We start from the raw sequence: 25,395 nt of genomic DNA, 5'->3' as shown, positions 1-25,395 counted from the left end.
TTTTGCTTATTCTACAGAGAAGATGAACGAATACACCGGTTGGTTTCCAGCATGTACTTCTACTTCTGCATCTTCAAAATTCTCTTCTACAAATTCAACTAACTCAGCTACTTCTTCGTCAGTTGCATCTTCACCTTGTAGAATCGTTACAATTTCAGAATCTTCATCAATAAGTGCTTCTAGTAATTGCTTCGCAGCTCCTACTTTTGCAGCATTTGTTGATACGATTTTTCCATCTGCAATACACATGAAATCATCTTTTTGAATTGCTACACCATCAATTTCCGTATCACGTACAGCATACGTAATTTGACCGGTTTTCACATGAGATAAAGCTTCTTTCATGTTTTCTTCATTCTCTTCTAACGTTCCAACTGGATTAAATGCTAACATTGCAGCCATACCTTGAGGAACTGTTTTTGAACGAATAACAATCACTTCTTGATCAACAACTGACGCTGCTTGTTCTGCTGCCATCACGATATTTCCGTTGTTCGGTAAAATAATGATTTTTTCAGCGTTCGCTTCTTCAATCGCCTTCACAATATCCTCCGTACTTGGATTCATCGTTTGGCCACCTTCGATTACTTTCGTCGCGCCAATGCTCTCAAATAAAGTTTTGATACCAGATCCCATAGCTACAGTTACGATACCATACGGTTGTTTCTCTTTAGACTGGCTAGTCGGCTCAGGCATCATAGCAGGCTCATCTAATAAAGCTGTATGCTGTTCACGCATATTTTCTACTTTAATCTTAATTAAACTACCATAGCGTTGTCCATAATTCATAGGATCTCCAGGATGTTCCGCATGAATATGAACCTTAACAACCTCATCATCTGATACAACAAGTAGTGAATCTCCGTATACACTAATATCTTCACGGAATTTTTGTTCAGAGAAATTATGTTCCTTCATTTTTTCAGGCTCTAATTTCACCATGAATTCCGTACAATATCCATACTTTATATCTTCTGTACTCAATTGGCTTTGTACACTACGGTGATGTTCTGCGCGTACCATGTCATTCATAGATGGTTGGGCAGATACATTAGAAGAAATCGTTTCTCCTTTTAAGTCAGCTAAAAATCCTTCATATACAACAACAAGACCTTTACCACCGCTATCTACAACGCCAACTTGTTTTAATACAGGTAATAAATCTGGCGTACGATTTAACGATGCATTCGCTTCTTTCACAACGTCTTCCATAAACAAAACAAAGTCGCGCTGTTTTTTCGCAACTGTCACTGCATATTTACCCGTTTCTCTTGCAACCGTTAAAATCGTTCCTTCAATCGGTTTCATAACCGCTTTGTAAGCCGCTTCTACCCCAGCATCTAAAGCTGCAGCAAAATCAACTGTTGTTAATTCTTCTTTTTGTTCAATGGATTTAGAGAAACCACGGAATAACTGAGATAAAATAACACCAGAGTTACCACGAGCTCCCATTAATAATCCTTTGGCTAAACTTACACCGACTTTACCAGCGTGCTGTGAAGGGTTTTCTTTCACTTCACGTGCGCCTGAAGTCATCGATAAGTTCATGTTTGTACCGGTATCGCCATCTGGAACTGGAAATACGTTTAATGCATCAACAAGCTGAACATTATTTGTTAAATTATTCGCTCCTTGCATGATCATTTGTGATAAACGTTTCCCATCAATTTTTTGAATTGACACAGATTTTCCTCCTTAATGCACATTACAAGTTTATTACTTTAACACCTTGTACGTAGATGTTTACAGAATCTACTGCTAGTCCTACAGTTTGATCTAATGTATATTTCACTTTCGTCTGCACGTTATGTGCTACTTCTGAAATTTTCGTACCATAGCTCACAATAATATACATATCAATATGTACTTCATCTTCATCTTTACGAACAATAACACCTCTAGTGAAATTTTCTTTTCGTAAAATGTCTGTTAAACCATCTTTTAATTGATTTTTTGATGCCATACCTACGATACCGTAGCAATCTACTGCGGCACCTCCAGCAATTGTTGCAATTACATCTGTACTAATATCAATTTGACCATACTTCGTTTTAATTTCAATTGACATCTCGTTTCCCCCTTCATAAATGGTGAAAGTGAGCTAGACTACTTTAGTTACTATCATATAATCTTTTTAAAGAAAATTCCATCGTTCTTTCTTTTCACTCTCATATTTTATGTTTTAAATCACATTTTTTATGATGAGCAAAATAGTCCATTGTTATTATACAACATGTACCACTATAATATGTCAAGTAATTTTTCTTGATTTCAACTTTTCATCATCGACATATGGTGTCAAGTAATTTTTCTTGATTTCTTTTTTCTACGGTGTTGCATTCTCTTTTTAGTTGTGTTAAATTATAGTAGTGTTTTTAGCATCGCAAAAAAGACTAACATTGAAAAATTACGTATGGTAAGGTATCAAGGGAGGGAAATATAAATGGCTCGTGTTTGTGCTATCACTGGAAGAAAAGCTCGTTCTGGTAACTCTCGTTCTCACGCAATGAACGCTACAAAACGTAAATGGGGCGCTAACCTTCAAAAAGTTCGCGTACGCATCGACGGAAAAGTTCAACGTGTTTACGTTTCTGCTAGAGCATTAAAATCTGGCAAAATCGAACGTGTTTAATAATAAAAAAAAGAGCCGCTAGGCTCTTTTTTTACTATGACAATGGAAAAAGCACCGGTAATAGGTGCTTTTTTTAATCTTTTTTGAAGGTATTTAACATGGCACGAACAATTCCACCAAGAAATTTAGGTAACTTAATTGTATAAAATCTCATGGTTTCCCTCCTAATCCCCATTACTCCACTTGTTCACTATATGATGTAAGGAGCAAAATTGTTTCTTTAATCAGTGCTTCTTATCACCATTAATATGCCAGAAGTAAATGAAAAAGTACCTTTTTCCTCAACGAGTTCATTACTAATACAAAGTGTTGATCCCCATTCTATTGTTTTATTAGTTAGAGGATATTTAAAACCAAGTAATGTAATCCCTTCCACTATTTCAGTAACTGGCACAAAAGATACATAAGGGAAATTTTTATTGTCTTCAATTATATGTGTACCCACTTTTTTCACGCTTATTTCATTTTTATTGTCTACAATACACATTTCTATCTCTACTTCTAACCCTCTTAAAAGCATCTGTATATTTGCTAAACCATGATCCAGCCTTCCACCGGTGGCACCAAAAATACGAATCAATGTCGGATTTTGTTCTAACGCCCAGTTAATCGCAATTTCTAAATCTGTTTGATCTTTTTCACGAGGAACAATATGTAAGTCATTTGTTTGCTGGTCCATCCATACTAATTCCTCTTCTGTGACCGAATCGTAATCCCCAAACGCAACAGCTGGAGTAATTCCTCCTTTTAATAAACGATATACACCTCTATCAACTGCCGCCCACACTACTTTCTCATTTTCATATCGAGAAAAATCTGCACAATATTCCGCAGGTCCGCCCGCTAAAATATGAATAATCATGTTTCCTTCCCCTTCTATTGTAAAAAGGCAATCTGCCATTCGGTAGATTGCCTTTTTACATATTTTTTCTCTATCCTTTGTAAATAGTGAACACTTACTACACTAGAAGATTCACTGGGATAAAGACTCGTTCATTCATTATCCACGAATGACACGAATTGCTTCACCGCGGTCTTTTTGATTGTATACTGCTGATCCAGCTACAAGTACATTTGCTCCTGATTCAACACAAAGTCTTGCTGTTTCAGCGTTTACACCACCATCAACTTCAATTTCCACTTCTAGATTGCGCTCTTTAACCATTTCTGCAACTTGTTTAATTTTCGGTAATACAGAATGGATAAATTTCTGTCCACCAAATCCAGGGTTTACTGTCATAAGTAATACCATATCTATATCTTCTAATACATGCTCAATCGTTGAAACTGGCGTATGCGGATTTAACACAACTCCCGCTTTAATGCCATGAGATTTAATTAACTGAATTGTACGATGCAGATGAGGGCACGCCTCTACATGAACAGTAATAATATCCGCTCCCGCTTTTGCGAAAGTCGGGATATAGTTATCTGGATTTTCAATCATTAAATGTACATCTAATGGTAACGATGTAATCGGACGGATAGCCTCTACAATTAATGGTCCAATCGTAATATTTGGTACGAAATGTCCATCCATTACATCGACGTGAATGTAATCCGCTCCGCCTTTTTCTACATCTTTAATCTCTTCCCCTAATTTTGAAAAATCTGCTGATAAGATCGATGGTGCAATTTTAATCATAACTAATACCTCGGCTTTCTCTCTCTAATTTCTTCTACGAATTGTTTATAATTCTTATAACGATATTCTGTAATTTTCCCTTCTTCAACCGCAGCCTTTACAGCACATTTCGGTTCAGAAAGATGTGTACACCCTCTAAATTTACAGTATTGGCTCGCTTCTTTCAACTCTGGAAAACAATATGTAAGATCTTCTACCTCTATATCTATGAAATCAAGTGAACTAAAACCAGGTGTATCTGCAACTAGTCCGCTTCCAACCGCAATTAATTCCACGTGTCTTGTCGTATGTTTCCCGCGTCCTAAATGTGAGGAAATATCATTCGTTTTCAGTTCTAAATCTGGACGTAAAACGTTAAGCATAGAAGATTTTCCAACACCAGATTGCCCTGCAACAACAGAAACACAGCCTTCTAAGAATGGTTTTAAAATATCAATACTTTCCGAGGTATTTATAGATGTAAATAATACATCATATCCCATCTCACGATAGTCATTCGCATAAGATTCAACAGCATCTCTCATTTTTTCATCCACTAAATCCATCTTACTAATGCAAATAATCGGCTTAATGTTATGATATTCAATCAGCACTAAAAATCGATCTAACAGTCCCGGATTAAAATCCGGTTCTACTGCAGAGAAAACGAGAATTGCTTGATCAACATTAGCAATAGGAGGCCTAACAAGTTCATTTTTTCGATCAAATACTTCAAGCACGTATCCTTCGCTTGGATTATCTGCTTGAAAAACAACTTGGTCTCCTACCAGTGGTGTAATTTTATTTTTTCTGAACACACCACGCCCGCGACATTGTGTAATCCCTTCTTCATGCTGCACATAATAAAACCCACTTAGAGCTTTTACAATTTTTCCTTCTGGCATATAATTCTCCTTTATTTTGTATAAAGTGAGGCTGTAATTAATATTGACTGGATTAAAATTCTTTAAATACTTATTTCAAAACCTGTCATATATACAAGTTAATATATTTAATCTACCATCAAATGTAAAATATTATTTATAACAGTATCACTTTTATAGCTTTTTGAATCATATATTTTTGCCTGTTATACAGTCCACTATATGTAGAAAGCATAACAGGCAAGAGTAATACATTCCATCCTCTCTAGAAAGAAAATGGAATTCATTATTATTGAGTTGGGTATGGTACTTCTTTGTCGATAATCGTTACACCATCTCGTACAATTTTATAGTGTCCTTTTGTACCTTCTTGAATTACAAATTCTAATGAAATAGTTGCCGACTCTGAAATTGTTCTAGTTTCAATTGGTCTATCCATTTTTTGTTGCATATCTTCTTTATAAATTTCTATTGTTTGCGGTTTTTTCTCACCTATTATAGAAGACTCATACGGAATAGAAATATTATCCACTTTCACTGTTTTCGTTACTTTCGGCTTAGGACCTTCTGAGATGATAATCGTCACTTTATCTCCTTCTTTTAACGGCGTTCCTGGTTTTGGAGATTGCGAAATTACAAGTCCTTTATCAACAGTATCGGAATACTCTCGTTTTATATCTGGAGTTAGTTTTCTCTCATTCAAATAACCATTTACGCTATTTTCAGTCCATCCCGAAAAATCACCTGGTCTAATTTGATAAGGACCTTTACTTACCCAAATTTTCAGTTCTTGTTCCGCCTCTACTACCATTTGATCAGGCGTTGGAATTTGCTCTACGATTTCACCTTTTGGCCTATCATTTTCAATATAATTTATTGTAACTTGTTTATATTTTTCTTCTAATTCATTCCTTATACTCTCAAAATCTTTTCCTGTGAGATCACTCATCTTATTTTTCTTTTTTCCACCTGATTGATAGATAGTAATTTTAGAGTTTTCTTTCACGACTCTTCCTGCCACAGGATCTGTTTTTATCACATCACCGGCTTCAACATCGTCTGTATATACAATATTAGGTTCCGTAATCTCAAAACCTTTTTCAACTAGTGTATTTACTGCTGTCGTATATTTCATACCAGCCACATCAGGGACTTTTACATCTTTTGGAATGAAGAATCCCGGAATAACAGTAAGCGCTAACGTTATTCCAATCGCTAAAAGTAAAAATGTCGTAATTAAAACTTTGAGCCATTTATTACTTCGTTTTTTCTTCTTATTTAATTCCGTTTCTTCTTTTCTTACCTGTTCATCCATTTTACTTACTTTTAAAACAATCGTTTCATCAGTTACATTTTCGAATAATTGTTCTTGTTGAATAATGGGAATCGCTTTTGTCGCTTCCATATCTTCCGGTATGTAAAATGGCTGCTCATTTATCCTCTCTGGATATAGCGCAGTTTCAATATCTCGTTTCATCGCATTGGCAGATTGATATCTATGAAACGGATCTTTCGCAGTTGCCTTTAATATAATATTTTCGACACTTTGCGGAATATTTTCATTCCATCTTTTTGGAGACGGAATTTCACTTTGTAAATGTTTTAAAGCTATAGCAACAGCAGATTCGCCAGAAAACGGTTGTCTTCCTGTTAACAACTCAAACATAACGATCCCCAGGGAATAAATATCTGATTGTTTATTTGCTATCCCGCCACGCGCTTGTTCTGGTGATAAGTAATGTACCGAACCAAGTACCGAATTTGTATGTGTAATTGTTGTTGCACTTGTAGCTGTCGCAATTCCAAAATCTGTTACTTTTATTACTCCATCAGCTCGAATTAAAATATTGTGCGGTTTAATATCACGGTGCACAATTTCAAAATGATGGGCGTGTGCCATGGCGGATGTTAATTGCTCCATAATATCAAGAGCTTCTCCTATAGGTAACATTCCTCGCTCAATTATGTATTGCTTCAATGTTTGTCCTGGTACGTACTCCATTACAAGATAATATATACCATCTTCTTCTCCGACATCATACATATTCACAATATTTGGATGCGACAACGTTGTAACAGACTGCGCTTCTCGATGGAAACGTTTAATAAACTCTTCGTTATTTGAGTAGTCGAGTCTTAATATTTTTACCGCTACATCCCGGCCCAGTATATCATCATGAGCTAAATACACATTGGCCATTCCACCGCCACCAATCATTTTCAGCAGCTTATAACGGTCATTTAAGCGTTTTCCAATCAGCACGTTGCACTTCACCTACTTTCGTTTGTCGAACCCGCATAATCAATAAGAACAAGGGTGATATTATCTTCTCCGCCACGATCATTCGCCAATTGAATGAGACATTGTCCCTTAGTTTCAAGCTGTTCATTTAACTGTAAAATTTGTTGCATATCCACAATAGAAACTTTGTTAGATAATCCATCAGAGCAAAGGAGTAACTGATCATCTTCCTCAAGCACCAATGTTTTAACATCTAATCCGACTTTTTCTTCTGTTCCTAATGCTCTTAACAAAACATTCTTTTTCGGGTGATATTCTGCGTCTTCTTTTGAAATTTCACCATGTCTCACAAGTTCATTTACAAGTGAGTGATCTTCCGTTACAAGCGAGATTTCTCCCTCTGATACCATATAACAACGACTATCTCCTATATGACCTATTGTCACAAAGTTTGGCGTACAAATCGCTATTATAAGTGTTGTTCCCATACCATTACATTCTACATGTTGCTTAGAGTACTCATATATACGCTCATTAATAATCCCAACACTCGTATGTAACCACTCTTCTACTTTTTTTGGTTCATTCATATTATGCGTTTGCTTCCAATAATCATGGAATAATTGAATGGTCATCGAGCTAGCTACATCACCAGCTCGATGACCTCCCATTCCATCTGCTACTACCGCTAAAATATTTCCATCTAAATTGTGAAAAACTCCTGCACTATCTTCATTATGTTGACGAACTTTTCCTTTATCCGATAGAAACACGGCTTTCATCTCGTCACCTCGTCTCTTCTTTACGCTCCTTCGCACGCAACTGACCGCAGGCTGCATCAATATCATGACCTTGTTCACGGCGAATCGTTACATTCACTCCACGATCTTTTAACGTTTTTTCAAATAAGAAAATTTGTTCACGTGGCGTACGTACATAATCACGTTCAGGTACGTAGTTTACCGGAATTAAGTTTACATGACATTTTACACCTTTTAAAAGCGCAGCAAGTTCTTCAGCTTGCTCAACTTGGTCATTTTCCCCTCCAAATAAGCCATATTCAAACGTAATACGACGCCCTGTTCTATTTACATAGTATTTAACAGCTTCCATTAAGTCTGGTAGCTTATAAGCACGGTTAATCGGCATTAATTTTGAACGTAACTCTGTATTTGCAGAATGCAATGAAATCGCAAAATTAATTTGCATATCTTCTTCAGCGAACTTGTAAATTTTTGGAACAATCCCACTTGTTGAAACTGTCATATGTCTTGCACCAATATGAATTCCTTTTTCATGGTTTACAATGCGTAAGAATGACATTAAGTTGTCGTAATTATCAAACGGCTCTCCAATTCCCATAACAACAAGCGAACTTACACGTTCTTCTGTTTCATCAAGTGCACGTTGCACTTCTACTACTTGCGCTACAATCTCTCCAGCCTCTAAGTTTCGTTTTAACCCACCAAGTGTAGATGCACAGAACGTACAACCAATACGGCATCCAACCTGTGTTGTTACACAAATAGAATTTCCATATTCATGTCGCATTAACACTGTTTCAATAGAATAACCATCATATAATTGGAATAAGAATTTAATAGTTCCATCAGAAGATGTTTGTTTTACCAATGTATTTAAAGTAGTAATATCAAAGGAATTCGACAATTTATCGCGTAATCCTTTAGAAAGATTCGACATATCCTCATAATTTTTTACACGTTTTTTATATAGCCAATCAAAGATTTGTCCTGCACGGAATTTTGGTTCTCCTTGTTCCTTTAACCAATCTTGCATTTCATGAAGTTGTAAAGAATAAATTGATGGTTTTTTCGTTTCTAGATTTTTCTTTTGTTTTCTCACAGTCGTTTCCACGATGCTACACCTTCTTCCTTAAACAAGCAATATAAAAGCCATCTGTTGCAAAATAATGCGGTAAAATTCGTACTTGACCTTCATCAATATACGGATTTAACTTTTCTGGCATGCGATCTTTTATCGTAGTATCCCATTCAAATTCAGGATGCTCTTTTAAAAATTGCTTTATTACTTGTTCATTTTCTATTTTTTCAATTGTGCACGTACTATAAACAAGGCGACCACCTTGTTTTAACAATGGTGCTATTTTTTCTAGTATTGCAAGTTGAATCGTCGATAATCTTTCACTATCGCCTTTATCTTTACCTAACTTAATATCAGGTTTACGTCTAATTACACCAAATCCAGAACATGGTGCATCTACTAATATTTTATCGAACGTTTCATTCGCAAATTGTTCTTGTGCTTTTCTAGCATCTAGTGCTTTTGTTTCGACATTCTCTAGACCAAGTCGCTCTGCTTGTTGTTTAATTAAACGTACTTTGTGTGCATGTAAATCAAGAGACATGACTTGACCAGTTCCTTTTAATCGCTCTGCAATGTGCGTTGTTTTTCCGCCCGGAGCAGCACAACTATCAAGAACTACATCTCCCTCATTCGGTTCTAAAACGCGTGCTACAAGCATAGAACTTTCATCTTGAATAGAAAGAAACCCTTTTTTGAACGCATCTGTATGCGCTACATTCCCTCTTTCAATTTGAATTGCATCCTCTGATAAATCGCCGCGCTTCGCTTCTATACCTTCACTAGCCAACAACTCAATTGCTTCTTCTACTGTTATTTTATCAACATTTACACGCGCTGTTGGTACTGGGGGTAACATGTTCACTTCACACATTTTCTCTGCTGTCTCTAAACCATATTCAGAAGCCCAGTCTTGAACAAGCCAAACTGGATGACTTGTTGCAATTGCCAAACGTTCTACTGGATCCTTGATTTCATCTACAGAAGGTACCCCTTCTCTCTGAATCGAACGTAATACACCGTTCACCATACCAGCAATCCCTTTATGCCCGCGACGCTTTGCAATCTCAACCGCTTCATGAATAGCCGCTCTTTCGGGCACTCGGTCTAAATAAATCATTTGATATAAAGATAAGCGAAGTAATACTCTTACCCACGCCTCAACCTTCTTTTTTAAAAAAGGCTGTAAATAATAATCTAATGTGTCACGACGTTGAATCGTTCCATATACAATTTCAGTTAACAAACCAATATCTTTTCTATCAATTGCATTTTTTTCAATTAGATTATTTAAAAGTAAGTTACTGTATGCACCACTTTTTTCTACTTGGATTAAGCCATCAAGAGCTAACTCACGAACATTTGGTCTCATGCATTTTCTCCTAACTTCGTTCCAATTTCAGGTTTTGTGCCACGTAAAAATTGCGAACAACTCATACGTTTTTTACCAGAAGGTTGCAATTCAGTGATTTTAACACCTGTCTCATTCCCTGTTGCAACAACAAATCCATCTTCTTCAAGAGCTACTATTGTACCCGCTTCAGCTGATTTCGTTACAGGTACTTTTTCTCCCCACCATACTTTAACAACTTGTCCTGCTAAAGTTGTATAAGCAACTGGCCATGGATTCAATCCGCGAATGTGATTGTATACTTCTTCACCTGTTTTTGTCCAATCAATTTTCTCTTGCTCACGTTTTATATTATATGCGAACGTTACTTCATCTTCATTTTGTTTAATTGGTTCTAGCTTACCTTGAATTAATAAAGGTACTGTTTTAGATAGAAGATGTGCTCCTGCTTCACTTAACTTATCGAATAACAAGCCCGTCGTTTCACGCTCGTCAATTTCCACTTCTACTTGCGTTAAGATATCACCAGCATCTAATTTTTCTACCATATACATAATTGTAATGCCTGTTTTCGCTTTTCCTTCCATGATCGCATAATGAATCGGTGCACCACCGCGAAGCTCTGGAAGTAATGATGCATGGACATTAATACATCCGTACTTTGGTGCTTCTAAAATTTCGTTTGGTACAATCTGACCAAACGCAGCTGTTACAATTAAATCCGCCTTTAGTGCTAATACTTTTTCATATTCGTCTTTTTCACGAATTTTCAGTGGCTGTAGCACCGGAATACCATGTTTCTCCGCTTCAACTTTAACTGGAGTAGGCGTTAAAACCTTTTTTCTACCTACCGGACGATCAGGTTGTGTTACAACACCCACTACGTCATATCCATCCTCGATAAGACGACGAAGCACCGGCACTGAAAAGTCCGGTGTTCCCATAAATACTACTTTTATCATTTAAAAACCGCTCCTTTTAATACCTATTCTAATTCGTTTTCCTCATAATATCTTGTCACTTTCGATGTAAATAACACACCGTGTAAATGATCGATTTCATGTTGAATTGCACGTGCTAAAAATCCTTCTGCTTCTAGTAAAAATACTTTACCTCGGCGATTTTGCGCACGTACTTTAATATAATCCGCACGTTCTACTTCACCATAAAGTCCCGGGAAGCTTAGACAACCTTCGGGACCTACTTGTTCACCACGTTTTTCTAGTATCGATGGATTGATTAACTCGATTTTCCCCGTATCATCACCGATATCAACTACCGCAACTTGCAAGCTTACACCTACTTGAGGCGCAGCTAAACCGACTCCGTCCGCAATTAACATTGTTTCATGCATATCTTTCAACAATTTCACTAACTTTTTATCAAAGTTAATTACTCTTTCACATGGTGTTTCTAACACTTCATTTGGATGCTTTACTATTTCTAAAACTGCCATATTTCCCTCCGCTACATTAACATTGTTGGATTAAAATCAATTGAGATTTGTAGCTCTTTTTGCATTTCTGCTTGATAATGTTCATTTACCATTTTGAGCACGTTCTTTAAGTTTGGTTCCCGTTTGTATTTTATCATGCATTGATAACGATATCTATCTTTTATCCTTGGAATTGCTGAAGCAACCGGTCCTAACACCATCGTTTGCTCTGTGCAGTGCGACCGTAAATACATGGCAATTTTTTCCGTCACTTGCACGGCCTTTAATAATTCCGGATGAGATACTGTTACAAGTACAACATAGTAATAAGGTGGATATTGTCTTGTTCGTCTCATTTGCATTTCTTGGTCAAAAAACACATCATATTGTTGGTTCTTTGCTAACTCTATACTGTAATGTTCTGGCGTATAGGTTTGAATTATAACTTCCCCTGGTAATTCATGTCTGCCTGCTCGTCCACTTACTTGCGTCAATAACTGATAGGTCTTTTCACTCGCTCGAAAATCAGGTAAGTGAAGCATCGTATCTGCAGTTAAAACCCCGACAAGCGTTACTTTAGGAAAATCTAATCCTTTCGCAATCATTTGTGTTCCAAGTAATATATCTGCTTTTTCTTCCCCGAACGCCTTTAATAATTTTTCATGCATTCCTTTGCGACTTGTCGTATCTACATCCATTCGAATGACTCGTGCCTCTGGAAATAATTTTGTAATTTCTTCTTCTACCTTTTGTGTACCTGTACCAAAGAAACGAATATATGTACTTTGACACGCAGGACATGCATTCGGCATATTCTCTTCGTAACTGCAATAATGACATTTTAAACGATGGTTCATTTTATGATATGTCAGCGAGATATCACAATGCGGACATTGTACAACATACCCGCAATCACGGCACATAACAAATGTAGAATGACCTCTTCTATTTAAAAAGAGCACCATTTGTTCTTTCTTTTCTAATCGATCTGCTATTTTTTCATGCAGCGCTTTCGAAAACATGGAACGATTCCCGTCACGAAGTTCCTCACGCATATCAACAATCTCTACTGTCGGTAAGGCTTGTTCGTTCATACGCTTTTCCATCGTTAGTAATTCATACACACCTTTTTTCGCTCTTGCAAACGATTCAAGTGTCGGTGTTGCACTACCAAGAACGATAGGACATTTATGATATTGTCCTCTCCACACAGCTACATCCCTTGCATGATACCTCGGATTATCTTCTTGCTTATAGCTCGATTCATGCTCCTCATCAATAATAATAATCCCTAAATTTTCAAAAGGAGCAAATACAGCTGAACGTGCACCAACTACAACTTTCACTTCTTTTCTTAAAATCTTACGCCATTCATCATATTTTTCTCCAACAGACAGCGCACTATGAAGAACCGCAACTTGCGAGCCAAATCTACCTTTAAAACGATCTACCATCTGAGGCGTTAGTGCAATTTCAGGAACAAGCACAATAGCTTCTTTTCCTTTCTCGAGCACCGCTGCTATAGATTGTAAATATACTTCTGTTTTTCCGCTTCCTGTAACACCATATAGTAAAAATGGATTGTAAGTTTCATTTGTAATTGATGATAAAATCGGTGCAATAACTTGCTTTTGTTCCTCCGTAAGTGGGAATGGTTTCGTTTGTTCAAAATCATCATCGTCATATGGATTCCGATATACTTCCACATACTTTTCTGAGATTAGCCCCTTTTTAACAAGTGCTTTAATCGGAGCATCTGTTATTTGCAACTCTTCTGTTATCACTTTCAACGGCACACTTTTATAATTTTCCACAAAATAATAGAGTACATCTTGTTGTTTTTTACTTTTCAGTTCAAATGCTGCTAATTCTAATTTATCTTCTGACAATTCCGGTTGAACGACTCTTTGTTTCTTCTTTTGTACTTTATCTTTTACCTGATAAACAACTTCAATCGTGCCATTTTTAATTTCTTGTTGAATCGTGCGGTATAGGTGTGGCTGCGTCTCAATTGCTTCCCAATCTATCGCTTCTTTGTCTTGAAATAAAAACAGTAGTTCAGGTGCTACATCTTCTTGTTTACGAATTTGTAGACGCTTTTTATACGTTGCTTTTATCGCCGTTGGAAGCATGACTTGAAAAGCTGAAATCATATAACATAACGTTTCACTTGTAAGCCAATATCCAAGCTTTAATAATTCCTCGTTTAAAACCGGTGTTACATCTAATATTTCATGGATTGTCTTTAACTTCTTACTTTCTACTTCAACCGAATCTTTGATCCCAATAATAAAACCTTGCAATTTCCTTGGGCCAAACGGAACTACTACACGCATGCCCGTCTGGACAATATCTTCCCATTTTTTAGGGATAATATAATCAAATGGTCGATCTGTCTGACGTGCAGGTACATCAACAATTACACTTGCAAATATCATAGACGATCATCTTCTAACATCATTTCAATTTGCTTTAATATTTCACGAGCAACCTCTTTCTTCGTTAAAAGTGGCAACTCTATAACTTCTCCATCTTTCCTATACATTGTTACAATGTTCGTATCTGTACCAAATCCAGCTCCTTGCGCCTTTACATCGTTCGCAACAATCATATTCGCATTTTTCTCACGTAATTTTTTCGTTGCGTATTCCTCTATGTTTGTCGTTTCAGCCGCAAAACCGATAAGTAACTGTTTGTCCTTCATCTCACCTAACGTTTTTAAAATATCTACTGTTCTCTCGAGTTCGATTACAGCATCACCATTTTTCTTTTTCATTTTATTATCATGAACATATTTCGGACGGTAATCTGCAACTGCCGCTGTTTTAATGACAACATCTACGTTTTGATAATGTTGCAGAACTATTTCTAACATATCTTGTGCAGATTCCACTTGTACCGTATTTACATGTAATGGTGGGTTTAATACTGTCGGTCCCGAAACAAGTATGACATCAGCACCTAAGTTCGCTGCCACTTCCGCAATTGCATATCCCATTTTCCCAGAAGAAAAATTGGTCATAAAACGCACTGGATCAATCTTTTCACGAGTTGGGCCAGCAGTTATTAATATTTTTTTTCCTTGTAATGGTTTTTGCTCTGAAAAAGCCTCTTCTAACCGTGCAATAATTGCTTCAGGTTCTTCTAGTCTTCCCTTCGCTACATAACCACACGCTAAAAAACCTTCTCCAGGCTCAATAAATGTATATCCTAACGTTTTTAACGTCATCATATTTTTTTGAACAATTTTGTTTTCATACATATGCACATTCATAGCAGGTGCAATCCACACTGGGGCTGTAGTCGCTAACAAAGTAGTTGTAATCATATCGTCTGCAATACCGCTAGCTAACTTCCCAATACAATTGGCAGTAGCAGGTGCAACAAGTACTACATCTGCCCAATCTGCTAAATCGATATGTGCAATAACAGCTGAGTCTTTCTCATCGAATGTATCTGTATATACATCATGGCGAGAAAGTGCTTGAAATGTAAGAGGCGTAACAAACTTCATTGCCGACTCACTCATCATTACTTTTACAATTGCACCAGTTTGTGTCAATTTACTAGTTAACGCAGCCGCTTTAAAGACCGCAATGCCTCCTGTTACACATAGAAGTATCTTTTTCCCTTTTAGCATATGGCTCGTCCTCTTTCTTTTTCAAACTTATAATACTGAAACAGAATTCCCAGCTCGTCAGTACCAATATCTCTTCCCTATCGTAAAAAAATAACAACCTACTTGTAAATAGGTTGTTACCGTTACATAGAAAATTATAAAGTCTATGTTTTAATTTGTCGAAAAGAATGTCTTAATCGATGATCTTGTCTTCGCTTGGTACATATTTTAATACTTCTGCATCGATTTCTTCTAATGATTTACCCACACATTTATGAGAAACAGGTTGCTCGATAACACAGTTATCAGCAAGTTGCATTTCACGCGCACGTTTTGCAGCTACTGTTACAAGTGTGTATTTAGAATCGATTTTTGTTAATAATGAATCAATTGATGGATTTAACATAATTATAGACCCTCCGTCATTTCTTTATAGTATTTTGCTACTCTTTCGCGGCGGCAATGTTCACCAACCACAATTGCTTTAATTCTTTCACAAGCTAATTCAACTTGATCGTTTTCTACAACATAGTCGTAAGCGTCCATCATTTCGATTTCTTCTTTCGCTACCGTTAAACGATTTTCAATAACATCTTCAGTTTCTGTACCACGGCCGACAATACGGTTCTTTAGTTCAGATAAACTTGGAGGTGCTAAGAAAATAAATACACCTTCTGGGAAAGCTTTCTTAACTTGAATTGCTCCTTGCACTTCAATTTCTAAGAATACATCTTTTCCTTCTTGTAATGTTTTTTCAACATAGTCAATCGGTGTTCCGTAATAATTACCTACGAACTCAGCCCACTCAAGTAATTTTTCATTACGAATCATTTCCTCAAATTCTTCTCTCTCTTTAAAGAAATAATCCACACCATCCACTTCACCTTCACGCGGCTTACGTGTCGTTACTGAAATGGAGTACTGAAAACGTGTATCCTCATGACTAAACAGCTCTTTTCGAACCGTTCCTTTACCAACCCCAGAAGGTCCTGAAAGAACGATGAGCAATCCTCTTCTACTTCTCATAAATATGTAAAACCTACCCTTCCTCACTTAAATCTTCTTTATTATTCAAACGATGTGCAATCGTCTCTGGCTGAATTGGACTTAATACAACATGCCCATCATCCATAACAATAACCGCCCTTGTTTTTCTCCCATACGTAGCATCAAGCAAAGCATTATGTTCGCGTGCTTCCTGTACTGTTCGTTTAATAGGAGCTGACTCCGGACTTACAATAGCAATAATTCGATGAGCAGATACAATATTTCCGTATCCAATATTTAAAAACCGCATGGCCATAGTTTGCGCCTCCTAGTAAGTCTATCCGATTTCTCCACCACGTATAACTTTATATATTTTTTGAAAGCTACTCAATATTTTGTACTTGTTCACGAATTTTTTCAAGGTTATTTTTCATTTCTACAACATATTTTGAAATTGTTAAGTCATTTGCCTTAGAACCAATCGTATTAATTTCTCTATGCATCTCTTGCACGATGAAATCCATTTTCCTTCCAACAGGCTCTTCAATCTGCAGTGTTTCACAAAATTGCTCTAAATGACTTTGCAAACGAACTAACTCTTCGTGAATATCACAACGCTCTGCAAAGATTGCGACTTCTGTTAACAATCTTTGTTCATCTAGATCTTGATTATGTAATTCTTTTAAGCGATTTTCTAATCGTTCACGATATTTTTGTGTAACAATCGGTGCATGCGGAATAACTGCATTTACACAATTGTGAATCTCTTGTAAACGATACGCTATATCTTTATGTAATCGTTCTCCTTCGCCATCTCTCATCGTTTTTAACATATGAGCAGCTTGGCGAACAGCCTCATATAAACTATTCTCAAATTGTTCATTTACATTTTCTGCTTCTTCAATCGCTGTTACTTCTGGCATTGCCATTAATTGCGCGAGTGTAATAGAATCTTGTAATTGAAATTTTCCTTTTATATCTTCCATAATCGATTGGTACTGCTCAAGAAGCGACCAATTCACACTTAATTTTCTTTCAACAAGCCCTTCACCCGTTATACTAATAGACACTTCTATGCGTCCACGTCGAACTTGCTGTGCGATTATTTTACGAATTTTGTCTTCAAATACCATCATTTGCTTCGGAAGTCGAATACTCATCTCTAGAAAACGGTGGTTCACCGATTTCATTTCTACTGTAATTTGAAAAGTATCATTTTCTACTTTCGACCTTCCAAATCCTGTCATACTACAAATCATTTTTATCACATCCAAGCCATGAAATAACTCAATGAAAAAGGTAATAGAGACAAGGCTCTACTACCTTCTGTAAATTATATCATATTTTCATATCATTGACTATTTCAAGTTTAATCCCTTCTTATATAATACTGGCTTTTCCTTCTTCCCCTTTTTCCCTGTTAATAAAGAACCTACTAGTAAGAAGGTCGGAATTGATGACAAACCTCCAATTAACAACCAATCTCTCGCTTGTATTGGCATTGTACTAAAGATCGGTTGTAGCGGTGGGTAATATATAACCACTAACATTAACAGTAAAGAAATGATAACCGCTCCCACTAAATACACGTTCCCAAACGGATTACGATGGAAGATAGAATGTTCACTTCGGCAATCAAATACATGAATAAGTTGTGCAAGTACCAACGTCGCAAACGCCACAGTTTGTGCATATTTCAGTTCATTTGGATGTTGATTATATGCAATAATAAACGCCACTAACGTCACTGCTCCGATTAGAAAGCCACGGCTTATAATTTTCCAGGCAAGCCCTCTAGCAAATACCCCTTCTTTCGGATGACGCGGCGTTCTCTTCATCACGTCTCCTTCCGCCTTATCCAATCCTAATGCCATCGCCGGTAAACCGTCAGTAACTAAGTTCACCCATAAAATTTGGATGGGAACCATCGGCAGCGGTAATGCAAGTAACATTGCAAATAACATGACTAAAATTTCTCCTACGTTCGATGCTAATAAGTAACGAATAAACTTACGTATATTCTCGTATATATTTCTACCTTCTTTAATTGCTGATTTAATCGTAGCAAAATTATCATCTAGCAAAACAAGAGAAGAAGCTTCTTTCGCAACATCTGTCCCTGTAATTCCCATCGCTATCCCAATATCCGCTGTTTTTATAGCGGGAGCATCGTTTACCCCATCACCTGTCATCGCCACTATATGCCCTTTATTTTGCAACGCCTTAACAATTTTTAATTTATGTTCAGGTGATACGCGAGCAAATACATACGTATCTTCTACAACACTTTCTAGTTCCTCTACATCCATACTTGCGAGTTCTACTCCTTCAACAACACGTCCACCAGGTGGTAAAACGCCTAATTGTTCCGCAATTGCCATTGCTGTCACTTTATGATCTCCCGTAATCATCACTGTTCGAATACCAGCTTCTCTGCACTCTTTTACAGCCTGTTCCACCTCTGGTCTTGGCGGATCAATCATTCCCTGTATCCCGACCAACATAAAATCTTTTTCAACGTCTCGTTCATGTTCAATAGAATCTGTTACTTTTAATGGCTTAAATGCAACTGCAATTGTTCGAAGCGCTTGACTACCTAAGCTATGAATAGCCGCCTGTACTTCTTTTCTATACAACTCACTTAACGGTTGTTGCTTATCCCCCCATAAAATCGTTTGACTCATTTGTAGGAGGACATCTGGTGCTCCCTTCGTAACAAGAAACTTTTTCCCCTCTCTATCTCGCACAATAACACTCATCATTTTTCGAGTTGAATCAAATGGAAATTCACGAATAATTTCAAATTTCCCTTTCAGTGCCTCACGCGTTATTCCCGCTTTCATTGCTGCAGCTACAAGTGCTCCCTCAGTTGGATCTCCATCTAATACATACGCCTTTTTCTTTTGAATAATATTTGCGTTATTACATAGTGAGCCAAATGTGAGTAGTTGATAAAGTGCTTTTGTTTTAGCTGGATCAAATTCTTTTTCACCTTTCAAAAAAGAGCCATTAGGTTCATATCCTTGACCCGTCACTTTCCATAACTCTCCACCTGACCACATATGCGTTACCATCATTTTGTTTTGCGTCATTGTTCCTGTTTTATCAGAGCATATAACGGAAGCACATCCTAACGTTTCTACAGCTGGTAACTTCCTTACAATTGCTCTCTTTTTAATCATACGCTGTACACCAAGCGATAAAGCTACTGTAACAATTGCTGGTAATCCTTCAGGAATAGCAGCAACAGCTAGAGACACGCCTGCTAAAAACATATGATATACTTCATTCCCTTGATACACACCCGCTAATACGACAAGCGCTGTCAAAATAAGAGCCACAATAATTAATATTTTTCCGAGTTGCTCTAATCTTCTTTGCAGTGGTGTTTCCATTTGCTCTGCATTTTGTAACATATTTGCAATTTGACCCATCGCTGTATTCATACCAGTTGCTACAACGACTCCTGTGCCAGCTCCTCGTGTAATCATCGTACCCATAAAAGCCATATTTTTTTGATCACCAATTGAAACATCTTGCCCCTGCAAAGCTTCTACCTTCTTCTGCACCGGTACTGACTCTCCTGTCAATGCTGATTCTTCGATATATAAACTCGATGCCTCAACAAGACGTACATCCGCCCCAATACGATCGCCACTAGAAAATTTAATAACATCACCTAAAACGAGTGCTTTAGACGGTGCCTTTACCCACTTTCCATTCCGCAGTACAGTAACTTGCGGGGCGGCTAGCTCTTTTAAAGCTTCCAATGACTTTTCAGCCTTTCTTTCTTGAAAAAAGCCAAGAATACCATTGATAATAACAATTGCAACAATCGCAATAGAATCAATGTATTCACCTAAAAAAGCCGAAACTATTGTTGCACCAAACAAAACAAGTACCATAAAATCTTTAAATTGCGCCAAAAATACCATCAGTGCAGAAGGCCTTTTTGCTTCATCTAATTCATTTGTACCAAATTTTTTTATCCGCCCTTCTGCTTCCTTCTCTGTAAGTCCAACCTTCACATTCGTATTCGTTCTTTCTTCCACTTCATGTGCGCGCATTCCATACCAGTTCATCCCGCTATCGACCTCCTGATTCCAGACATACTCTATTGAAAGCTTATTCAGCCTCGTCCAAAAAAATGCTATAATTAACTTTTAGTTAGAAAGGAGTGTTCATTTATGGCATTCGATGGATTATTTACAAGAGCAATTACACATGAAATTGCAAATTCTCTTTACACAGGAAGAATTTCTAAGATATACCAACCTTCAAAATACGAGATTTTATTACATATTCGAGCAAACGGAAAAAATCAAAAACTGATTCTTTCCGCTCATCCGACATATGCACGTTTACACTTAACAAATCAAAATTACGATTCACCTGCACTTCCGCCAATGTTTTGTATGCTTCTCCGCAAGCATCTAGAAGGTGGTTTCATTGAAAAAATTGAACAAATTGATTTAGAGCGCATTATTCAAATTACCGTTCGCAGCAGAAATGAAATTGGTGACGAATCGCTAAAAACATTAGTAATTGAAATCATGGGACGACATAGTAACATCATTTTAGTAGACACAAAAACAAACAATATTCTAGATAGCTTAAAACACGTTTCTTTAGCAGTAAACCGACATCGAACTGTATATGCTGGGGCGGAATATGTTGCACCACCAGCACAACATAAAATTAACCCACTTCAGATTGAAACAAATGATGAATTTATTAGACCGCTAGACTTTCTATCTGGAAATATGGATAAACAGCTTGTCGGCACCTTTACGGGAATATCACCGTTATTCGCAAAAGAAGTAGTGAAAAAAGCAGGTATGGTAAATGAAAAAGCATTAGCTGACGCATTTTTCTCCATACAAAAACCATTACTAACTCATACATATTCACCAACAATGACTACTTCAAATGGGAAAGAATTCTTTTATCTTTTCCCTCTTGCACACTTGCAAGGAGAAGACAAGACATTCTCATCTGTTAGTGAATTGCTAGACCGTTTCTTTTTCGGAAAAGCAGAGCGCGACCGTGTAAAACAACAAGCTTATGATTTAGAGCGCTTTATGCAAAACGAAAAAAATAAAAATGAGAAGAAACTCATTAAACTAGAAAAAACATTACAAGATGCCGGAAAAGCAGATAAATATCAACTATTTGGAGAACTACTTACAGCCAATATGTACGCTTTGAAAAAAGGTGATAAAGATATTGAAGTCGTTAACTATTACGACGAAAATGGCGGAACTGTAAAAATTACATTAGATCCTTTAAAAACACCATCTGACAATGCGCAACGCTATTTCCAAAAGTACCAAAAAGCGAAAAATTCAGTTGTTGTTGTAGAAGAACAAATCGAAAAAACAAATGAAGAAATTCTTTATTTTGATAGCTTACTTCAACAAATGGAAGCTGCTTCTTCAAAAGATATTGAAGAAATTCGTGAGGAATTAGCTGAAGAAGGTTATATGCGCAATCGTAAAACGAAAAACGCAAAGAAAAAGCCTACTAAACCAGTATTGGACAAATATTTTGCAAGTGATGGTACAGAGATTTTCGTTGGTAAAAACAATAAACAAAATGATTATTTAACAACGAAGTTTGCCCGTCGTGATGAAATTTGGTTACATACGAAAGATATCCCTGGGTCTCATGTTGTCATTCGTTCTCTTGAACCTACCGAAGAAACTGTGTTAGAAGCCGCTAAAATCGCTGCCTATTTCAGTAAAGCAAAAGATTCTAGTTCTGTTCCTGTAGATTTCACCAAAATACGCCATGTCAAAAAACCGAGTGGTGCAAAACTTGGTTTTGTTACGTACGACAATCAGCAAACCGTATATGTAACACCAGATGCTGATACTGTAATGAAATTAAAAGCGTAAATAAAAATGCGTTGCTTATAAGCAACGCATTTTTATATTCGTTCACACTAGTTCATATACCCATTCACTAATTCATAACATCTTTCTTTTGTCATTTTATATATTTTTAAAAAAATTGACAGTTTCATTCCACATCTGTATAAATTTTTTTACAGTATGTAAATACAATACATCTCAAATTAATATTTTTTATCTCTTATTCATTTAAAGCAATCTGGATTTCATAAGTGGCCCGCTTCCTACAAATAACTGGCTATTTTTATTTTCAATACAATAATACTTTGGCACGCTATTTGCTTTATTTAATACTGTGAATAGGGGGAATTAACATGACTTTAAAAATTAATAAAATCCAAAATCAACTACAAAACTATGAAATTGATGGATTACTCATTACAAAAAAAGAAAATCGCCAATATGCAACAGGCTTTACAGGTAGCGCTGGCGTCGTCTTGATTTCTGCGGATAAAGCTGTTTTTATAACTGATTTTCGCTATGTAGATCAAGCGAAATCACAAATAGATGCTGCTGAAATTATTATGCATAAAGGAAATTTAGAAAAAGAAATTGCAAATCAAGTATCGAAATTAAACATTCAAAAACTTGGAATTGAAGAAAATAACATGACATTGCAACAATATAAAAACTTACAAAAATACGTACATGTGGAAATGGTTCAGGTCTGCGAAATCATTGAAAATATTCGCATTATTAAAGACATGCCTGAAATAGAAACAATGAAAATCGCAGCTAATATTGCTGATGAAGCATTTCACCACATCCTTACGTTTCTAAAACCAGGAATAAGTGAAAATGATGTACGAGATGAGTTAGAATTTTTCATGCGGAAAAAAGGAGCTACATCCTCTTCATTCCAAATTATTGTAGCTTCTGGCGTCCGTTCTTCACTTCCTCATGGAGTTGCATCAAATAAAATAATCGAACGAGGTGACATCGTTACATTAGATTTCGGCGCACTTTACGACGGATATTGTTCCGATATTACACGTACTGTAGCAATTGGGGAACCATCAGAAGAATTCAAAAAGATATACAATGTTGTACGAGAAGCGTTAAAACGTGGGACGGAAGCAATTAAACCTGGGGAAACTGCGAAAAGTATCGATGATATAACGAGAGATTACATTACTGAACATGGATACGGCCAATATTTTGGACACTCTACTGGTCATGGTCTTGGGTTAGAAATTCATGAACCTCTCCGCTTATCCCAAGAAAGTAAAGCTACTTTAGAAGAAGGTATGGTTGTTACAGTGGAACCAGGCATTTATATACCAGACTGGGGCGGTTGCAGAATTGAAGATGATATTGTCATCACAAAAGACGGATATGAAGTTATTACAAAATCAAATCGGGAACTAATTATTATTCCTTGTTAAAATCATGGGCTTTTTAAAAGGAGTTTTTCGCTGCACATAGAATTCTTTCTCTGGAGTCATCGTTTAAAGAGGGGGAATTTAAATTGAACTTTGTAATTGATAAAATAGATGGTTTACAAGTTGAATTTTCAAAACTTGTTTCTATGATGAATTACGCTCGTTATACAACAATGCAAGCGGTAGAAGGCTTAACAATTGAAGAACTTGATTATTTATATGATGAGGAGGCAAATTCAATTGGCATGTTATTGTACCATATGGCCGCTATTGAATTTTACTACCAGATTCATACTTTTGAAGACCGTGAACCAACGGAGGCTGAGTTAGAACGGTGGTTACCTGCTATTGAGTTAGGCGATCTTGGACGCGAGAAAATAAAAGGCAACTCTATAGAATTTTACATACGTACATTGCAAGAAGTACGTTCCAAAACGATCGAGACTTTTCAATCTTTACCTGATGAATGGTTATTTAAAACGACAGACTTTTGGTATGATAAACCAGCAAATAACTACTTTAAATGGTTTCACGTATTTGAAGATGAAATCAATCATCGCGGACAAATTCGTTTAATTAAGAAAATGCAAAAAGCCCATTCAGTAAAGTAAGAAAGTGCCACCTTATTCGGTGGCACTTTCTTCTATTCATTAGCAAATATTATTTCATTTACTTTTTTAGCAATCACTACTATCGCTATTAGAATGCAAATTAAATATAGCAATTTCGCGATAAATAACCACCCTTGAAACATTACAATTTCACCTATTATCTCATATCCTTTCAATAACAAAAACGGAATTGTACTAATTATAATGACAAACTCAATACTGAAAACAATTTTCTTTTTTCGACTATATGCTTTCCATTCATCCCAGCGATACATGGGAGCAAAAATCAATACTCCTATACATAATATAACTGGTACCCATTCACTTTTAAGAAATTGCCCTGAAATAACTGATAATAGTAAACAAACGAGCACACCATAATAACCTATTCTCTCTCTCATTCGTACTCCCTCCACTCTACCTCTCCTTTAATATGTAACTTGCTATACTTATAACAATTCTTAGAAAAATAACAACTACAATTACAATATAAAGACCTTTTGCAGAAGACATCCACTCTTGAAAAATAGACATTTTCTCCATTTGTTTCTGCCCTTCTATTAAAATAACCCCTACGAAAAATGAGCAAACAACAGTGATACCTATTATAATTCTGATACTTTTCTTACTATATTGTTTCATGTCATCCCAGCGGTATAACAGTATAAAAACAAACCCGAAAACAGGTATGATACTTATCCATTCGGTATTTGTAAATAGATTTAAAATGATTACTAGAATACAAGTTATGATGAATCCCCAAAATCCAATTTTTTGCACATAACCCCTCCTTAAATTCCATTTTTAGGATTAATTGTATTGTAACATCCATTTTAAAAACTTACCATTACAGTACATGAAATTTCACTTTTTC

General features: G+C 36.4%; 25 protein-coding genes. 4 read left to right on the top strand and 21 right to left on the bottom strand.

All coding sequences use genetic code 11. The features are described 5' to 3' along the window. Window positions 1–6: 6 nt before the first annotated feature. Together QCI44_RS08360 and QCI44_RS08355 are read right to left on the bottom strand one after the other, a co-directional pair. Window positions 7–1,683 carry a DAK2 domain-containing protein gene (locus QCI44_RS08360; RefSeq protein ID WP_016086593.1) on the bottom strand — a complete coding sequence of 559 codons (1,677 nt, stop codon included), beginning with the start codon at window positions 1,681–1,683 and terminating at the stop codon, window positions 7–9. Window positions 1,684–1,705: 22 nt separating this feature from the next. After that, window positions 1,706–2,068, bottom strand: a complete 363-nt coding sequence (locus QCI44_RS08355; protein ID WP_000021109.1) for an Asp23/Gls24 family envelope stress response protein — start codon at window positions 2,066–2,068, stop codon at window positions 1,706–1,708. Between the two features lie 375 nt (window positions 2,069–2,443). Here QCI44_RS08355 and rpmB point away from each other — a divergent pair, with 375 nt between their 5' ends. Beyond that, on the top strand, window positions 2,444–2,632 hold the full coding sequence (gene rpmB, locus QCI44_RS08350; RefSeq protein ID WP_000124776.1) for a 50S ribosomal protein L28: 189 nt from the start codon (window positions 2,444–2,446) through the stop codon (window positions 2,630–2,632). A gap of 73 nt (window positions 2,633–2,705) precedes the next feature. Here the strand turns inward: rpmB and spoVM are convergent, their stop codons facing one another. From spoVM to QCI44_RS08265, 17 genes are all read right to left on the bottom strand, one after another. After that, window positions 2,706–2,786 (bottom strand): stage V sporulation protein SpoVM, encoded by an 81-nt coding sequence (spoVM, locus tag QCI44_RS08345; protein ID WP_001213599.1) that lies wholly within the window; start codon window positions 2,784–2,786, stop codon window positions 2,706–2,708. A gap of 66 nt (window positions 2,787–2,852) precedes the next feature. Next, window positions 2,853–3,533, bottom strand: a complete 681-nt coding sequence (locus QCI44_RS08340) for a thiamine diphosphokinase (protein WP_016086592.1) — start codon at window positions 3,531–3,533, stop codon at window positions 2,853–2,855. 99 nt (window positions 3,534–3,632) lie between these two features. After that, entirely contained in the window at window positions 3,633–4,277 is a 645-nt protein-coding gene (rpe, locus tag QCI44_RS08335; protein WP_016086591.1) for a ribulose-phosphate 3-epimerase, read from the bottom strand. A 2-nt stretch (window positions 4,278–4,279) separates the two neighbouring features. Further along, the gene (gene rsgA / locus QCI44_RS08330) at window positions 4,280–5,161 is read right to left on the bottom strand and encodes a ribosome small subunit-dependent GTPase A (RefSeq protein WP_016086590.1); all 882 of its coding nucleotides are present in this window, start codon (window positions 5,159–5,161) and stop codon (window positions 4,280–4,282) included. 268 nt (window positions 5,162–5,429) lie between these two features. After that, window positions 5,430–7,403, bottom strand: coding sequence for a serine/threonine protein kinase PrkC (gene prkC / locus QCI44_RS08325; RefSeq protein WP_016135249.1), 1,974 nt, complete (start codon window positions 7,401–7,403; stop codon window positions 5,430–5,432). 8 nt (window positions 7,404–7,411) lie between these two features. After that, a complete protein-coding gene (locus QCI44_RS08320) occupies window positions 7,412–8,164 on the bottom strand; it encodes a Stp1/IreP family PP2C-type Ser/Thr phosphatase (RefSeq protein ID WP_016086588.1) in 753 nt (250 codons plus the stop codon). A gap of 4 nt (window positions 8,165–8,168) precedes the next feature. Beyond that, complete coding sequence (gene rlmN, locus QCI44_RS08315) at window positions 8,169–9,257, bottom strand: dual-specificity RNA methyltransferase RlmN (protein WP_016086587.1); 1,089 nt, start codon at window positions 9,255–9,257, stop codon at window positions 8,169–8,171. A gap of 4 nt (window positions 9,258–9,261) precedes the next feature. Beyond that, a complete protein-coding gene (rsmB, locus tag QCI44_RS08310) occupies window positions 9,262–10,596 on the bottom strand; it encodes a 16S rRNA (cytosine(967)-C(5))-methyltransferase RsmB (RefSeq protein WP_016086586.1) in 1,335 nt (444 codons plus the stop codon). Continuing rightward, entirely contained in the window at window positions 10,593–11,537 is a 945-nt protein-coding gene (fmt, locus tag QCI44_RS08305; protein WP_016086585.1) for a methionyl-tRNA formyltransferase, read from the bottom strand. Before fmt ends, rsmB begins: the two co-directional genes overlap by 4 nt. A 23-nt stretch (window positions 11,538–11,560) precedes the next feature. Then, window positions 11,561–12,031, bottom strand: coding sequence for a peptide deformylase (def, locus tag QCI44_RS08300; protein ID WP_000279468.1), 471 nt, complete (start codon window positions 12,029–12,031; stop codon window positions 11,561–11,563). A gap of 11 nt (window positions 12,032–12,042) precedes the next feature. Further along, window positions 12,043–14,448, bottom strand: a complete 2,406-nt coding sequence (gene priA, locus QCI44_RS08295; protein ID WP_016135250.1) for a primosomal protein N' — start codon at window positions 14,446–14,448, stop codon at window positions 12,043–12,045. Then, window positions 14,445–15,650 carry a bifunctional phosphopantothenoylcysteine decarboxylase/phosphopantothenate--cysteine ligase CoaBC gene (gene coaBC / locus QCI44_RS08290; RefSeq protein WP_016086583.1) on the bottom strand — a complete coding sequence of 402 codons (1,206 nt, stop codon included), beginning with the start codon at window positions 15,648–15,650 and terminating at the stop codon, window positions 14,445–14,447. Before coaBC ends, priA begins: the two co-directional genes overlap by 4 nt. Before the next feature lie 172 nt (window positions 15,651–15,822). Next, on the bottom strand, window positions 15,823–16,035 hold the full coding sequence (gene rpoZ, locus QCI44_RS08285) for a DNA-directed RNA polymerase subunit omega (protein WP_000933964.1): 213 nt from the start codon (window positions 16,033–16,035) through the stop codon (window positions 15,823–15,825). Between the two features lie 2 nt (window positions 16,036–16,037). Beyond that, window positions 16,038–16,655, bottom strand: coding sequence for a guanylate kinase (gene gmk / locus QCI44_RS08280; protein WP_001257740.1), 618 nt, complete (start codon window positions 16,653–16,655; stop codon window positions 16,038–16,040). A 13-nt stretch (window positions 16,656–16,668) separates the two neighbouring features. Further along, window positions 16,669–16,932 (bottom strand): extracellular matrix/biofilm regulator RemA, encoded by a 264-nt coding sequence (remA, locus tag QCI44_RS08275; RefSeq protein WP_001251456.1) that lies wholly within the window; start codon window positions 16,930–16,932, stop codon window positions 16,669–16,671. A 67-nt stretch (window positions 16,933–16,999) separates the two neighbouring features. Beyond that, window positions 17,000–17,875 carry a YicC/YloC family endoribonuclease gene (locus QCI44_RS08270; RefSeq protein WP_016086582.1) on the bottom strand — a complete coding sequence of 292 codons (876 nt, stop codon included), beginning with the start codon at window positions 17,873–17,875 and terminating at the stop codon, window positions 17,000–17,002. A 99-nt stretch (window positions 17,876–17,974) separates the two neighbouring features. Continuing rightward, a complete protein-coding gene (locus tag QCI44_RS08265) occupies window positions 17,975–20,698 on the bottom strand; it encodes a calcium-translocating P-type ATPase, SERCA-type (RefSeq protein WP_016086581.1) in 2,724 nt (907 codons plus the stop codon). A 105-nt stretch (window positions 20,699–20,803) separates the two neighbouring features. Between QCI44_RS08265 and QCI44_RS08260 the strand changes: the two genes are divergently transcribed. From QCI44_RS08260 to QCI44_RS08250, 3 genes are all read left to right on the top strand, one after another. Further along, on the top strand, window positions 20,804–22,513 hold the full coding sequence (locus QCI44_RS08260; protein WP_016086580.1) for an Rqc2 family fibronectin-binding protein: 1,710 nt from the start codon (window positions 20,804–20,806) through the stop codon (window positions 22,511–22,513). Between the two features lie 329 nt (window positions 22,514–22,842). Continuing rightward, window positions 22,843–23,913: a M24 family metallopeptidase gene (locus tag QCI44_RS08255; RefSeq protein WP_016135253.1), complete on the top strand. Its 1,071-nt coding sequence runs from the start codon at window positions 22,843–22,845 to the stop codon at window positions 23,911–23,913. Between the two features lie 83 nt (window positions 23,914–23,996). Continuing rightward, entirely contained in the window at window positions 23,997–24,521 is a 525-nt protein-coding gene (locus QCI44_RS08250; RefSeq protein ID WP_016086578.1) for a DinB family protein, read from the top strand. Between the two features lie 32 nt (window positions 24,522–24,553). Here the strand turns inward: QCI44_RS08250 and QCI44_RS08245 are convergent, their stop codons facing one another. Both QCI44_RS08245 and QCI44_RS08240 read right to left on the bottom strand, forming a co-directional pair. Next, window positions 24,554–24,922, bottom strand: a complete 369-nt coding sequence (locus tag QCI44_RS08245; protein WP_016086577.1) for a YoqO family protein — start codon at window positions 24,920–24,922, stop codon at window positions 24,554–24,556. Between the two features lie 16 nt (window positions 24,923–24,938). Then, window positions 24,939–25,301 carry a YoqO family protein gene (locus QCI44_RS08240; protein WP_016086576.1) on the bottom strand — a complete coding sequence of 121 codons (363 nt, stop codon included), beginning with the start codon at window positions 25,299–25,301 and terminating at the stop codon, window positions 24,939–24,941. Between the last annotated feature and the right edge of the window lie 94 nt (window positions 25,302–25,395).

Origin of the sequence: Bacillus cereus group sp. RP37, assembly GCF_040459695.1 — a bacterium.
Classification (GTDB): domain Bacteria; phylum Bacillota; class Bacilli; order Bacillales; family Bacillaceae_G; genus Bacillus_A.
The sequence above is the reverse complement of the archived record's forward strand: the minus strand, read 5'-3'. Positions and strand labels throughout refer to the sequence as shown.

Bases quoted from the DNA above. Each gene is read 5' to 3' on its own strand.
- QCI44_RS08265 (WP_016086581.1), bottom strand. From the start codon at position 20,698: ATGAACTGGTATGGAATGCGCGCACATGAAGTGGAAGAAAGAACGAAT.
- gmk (WP_001257740.1), bottom strand. From the start codon at position 16,655: ATGAGAAGTAGAAGAGGATTGCTCATCGTTCTTTCAGGACCTTCTGGG.
- rpe (WP_016086591.1), bottom strand. From the start codon at position 4,277: ATGATTAAAATTGCACCATCGATCTTATCAGCAGATTTTTCAAAATTA.
- QCI44_RS08260 (WP_016086580.1), top strand. From the start codon at position 20,804: ATGGCATTCGATGGATTATTTACAAGAGCAATTACACATGAAATTGCA.
- QCI44_RS08270 (WP_016086582.1), bottom strand. From the start codon at position 17,875: ATGATTTGTAGTATGACAGGATTTGGAAGGTCGAAAGTAGAAAATGAT.
- rpmB (WP_000124776.1), top strand. From the start codon at position 2,444: ATGGCTCGTGTTTGTGCTATCACTGGAAGAAAAGCTCGTTCTGGTAAC.
- def (WP_000279468.1), bottom strand. From the start codon at position 12,031: ATGGCAGTTTTAGAAATAGTAAAGCATCCAAATGAAGTGTTAGAAACA.
- rpoZ (WP_000933964.1), bottom strand. From the start codon at position 16,035: ATGTTAAATCCATCAATTGATTCATTATTAACAAAAATCGATTCTAAA.
- QCI44_RS08355 (WP_000021109.1), bottom strand. From the start codon at position 2,068: ATGTCAATTGAAATTAAAACGAAGTATGGTCAAATTGATATTAGTACA.
- spoVM (WP_001213599.1), bottom strand. From the start codon at position 2,786: ATGAGATTTTATACAATTAAGTTACCTAAATTTCTTGGTGGAATTGTT.
- QCI44_RS08340 (WP_016086592.1), bottom strand. From the start codon at position 3,533: ATGGCAGATTGCCTTTTTACAATAGAAGGGGAAGGAAACATGATTATT.
- rsgA (WP_016086590.1), bottom strand. From the start codon at position 5,161: ATGCCAGAAGGAAAAATTGTAAAAGCTCTAAGTGGGTTTTATTATGTG.
- QCI44_RS08320 (WP_016086588.1), bottom strand. From the start codon at position 8,164: ATGAAAGCCGTGTTTCTATCGGATAAAGGAAAAGTTCGTCAACATAAT.
- QCI44_RS08245 (WP_016086577.1), bottom strand. From the start codon at position 24,922: ATGAGAGAGAGAATAGGTTATTATGGTGTGCTCGTTTGTTTACTATTA.
- priA (WP_016135250.1), bottom strand. From the start codon at position 14,448: ATGATATTTGCAAGTGTAATTGTTGATGTACCTGCACGTCAGACAGAT.
- QCI44_RS08255 (WP_016135253.1), top strand. From the start codon at position 22,843: ATGACTTTAAAAATTAATAAAATCCAAAATCAACTACAAAACTATGAA.
- rsmB (WP_016086586.1), bottom strand. From the start codon at position 10,596: ATGAGACCAAATGTTCGTGAGTTAGCTCTTGATGGCTTAATCCAAGTA.
- fmt (WP_016086585.1), bottom strand. From the start codon at position 11,537: ATGATAAAAGTAGTATTTATGGGAACACCGGACTTTTCAGTGCCGGTG.
- coaBC (WP_016086583.1), bottom strand. From the start codon at position 15,650: ATGCTAAAAGGGAAAAAGATACTTCTATGTGTAACAGGAGGCATTGCG.
- remA (WP_001251456.1), bottom strand. From the start codon at position 16,932: ATGGCCATGCGGTTTTTAAATATTGGATACGGAAATATTGTATCTGCT.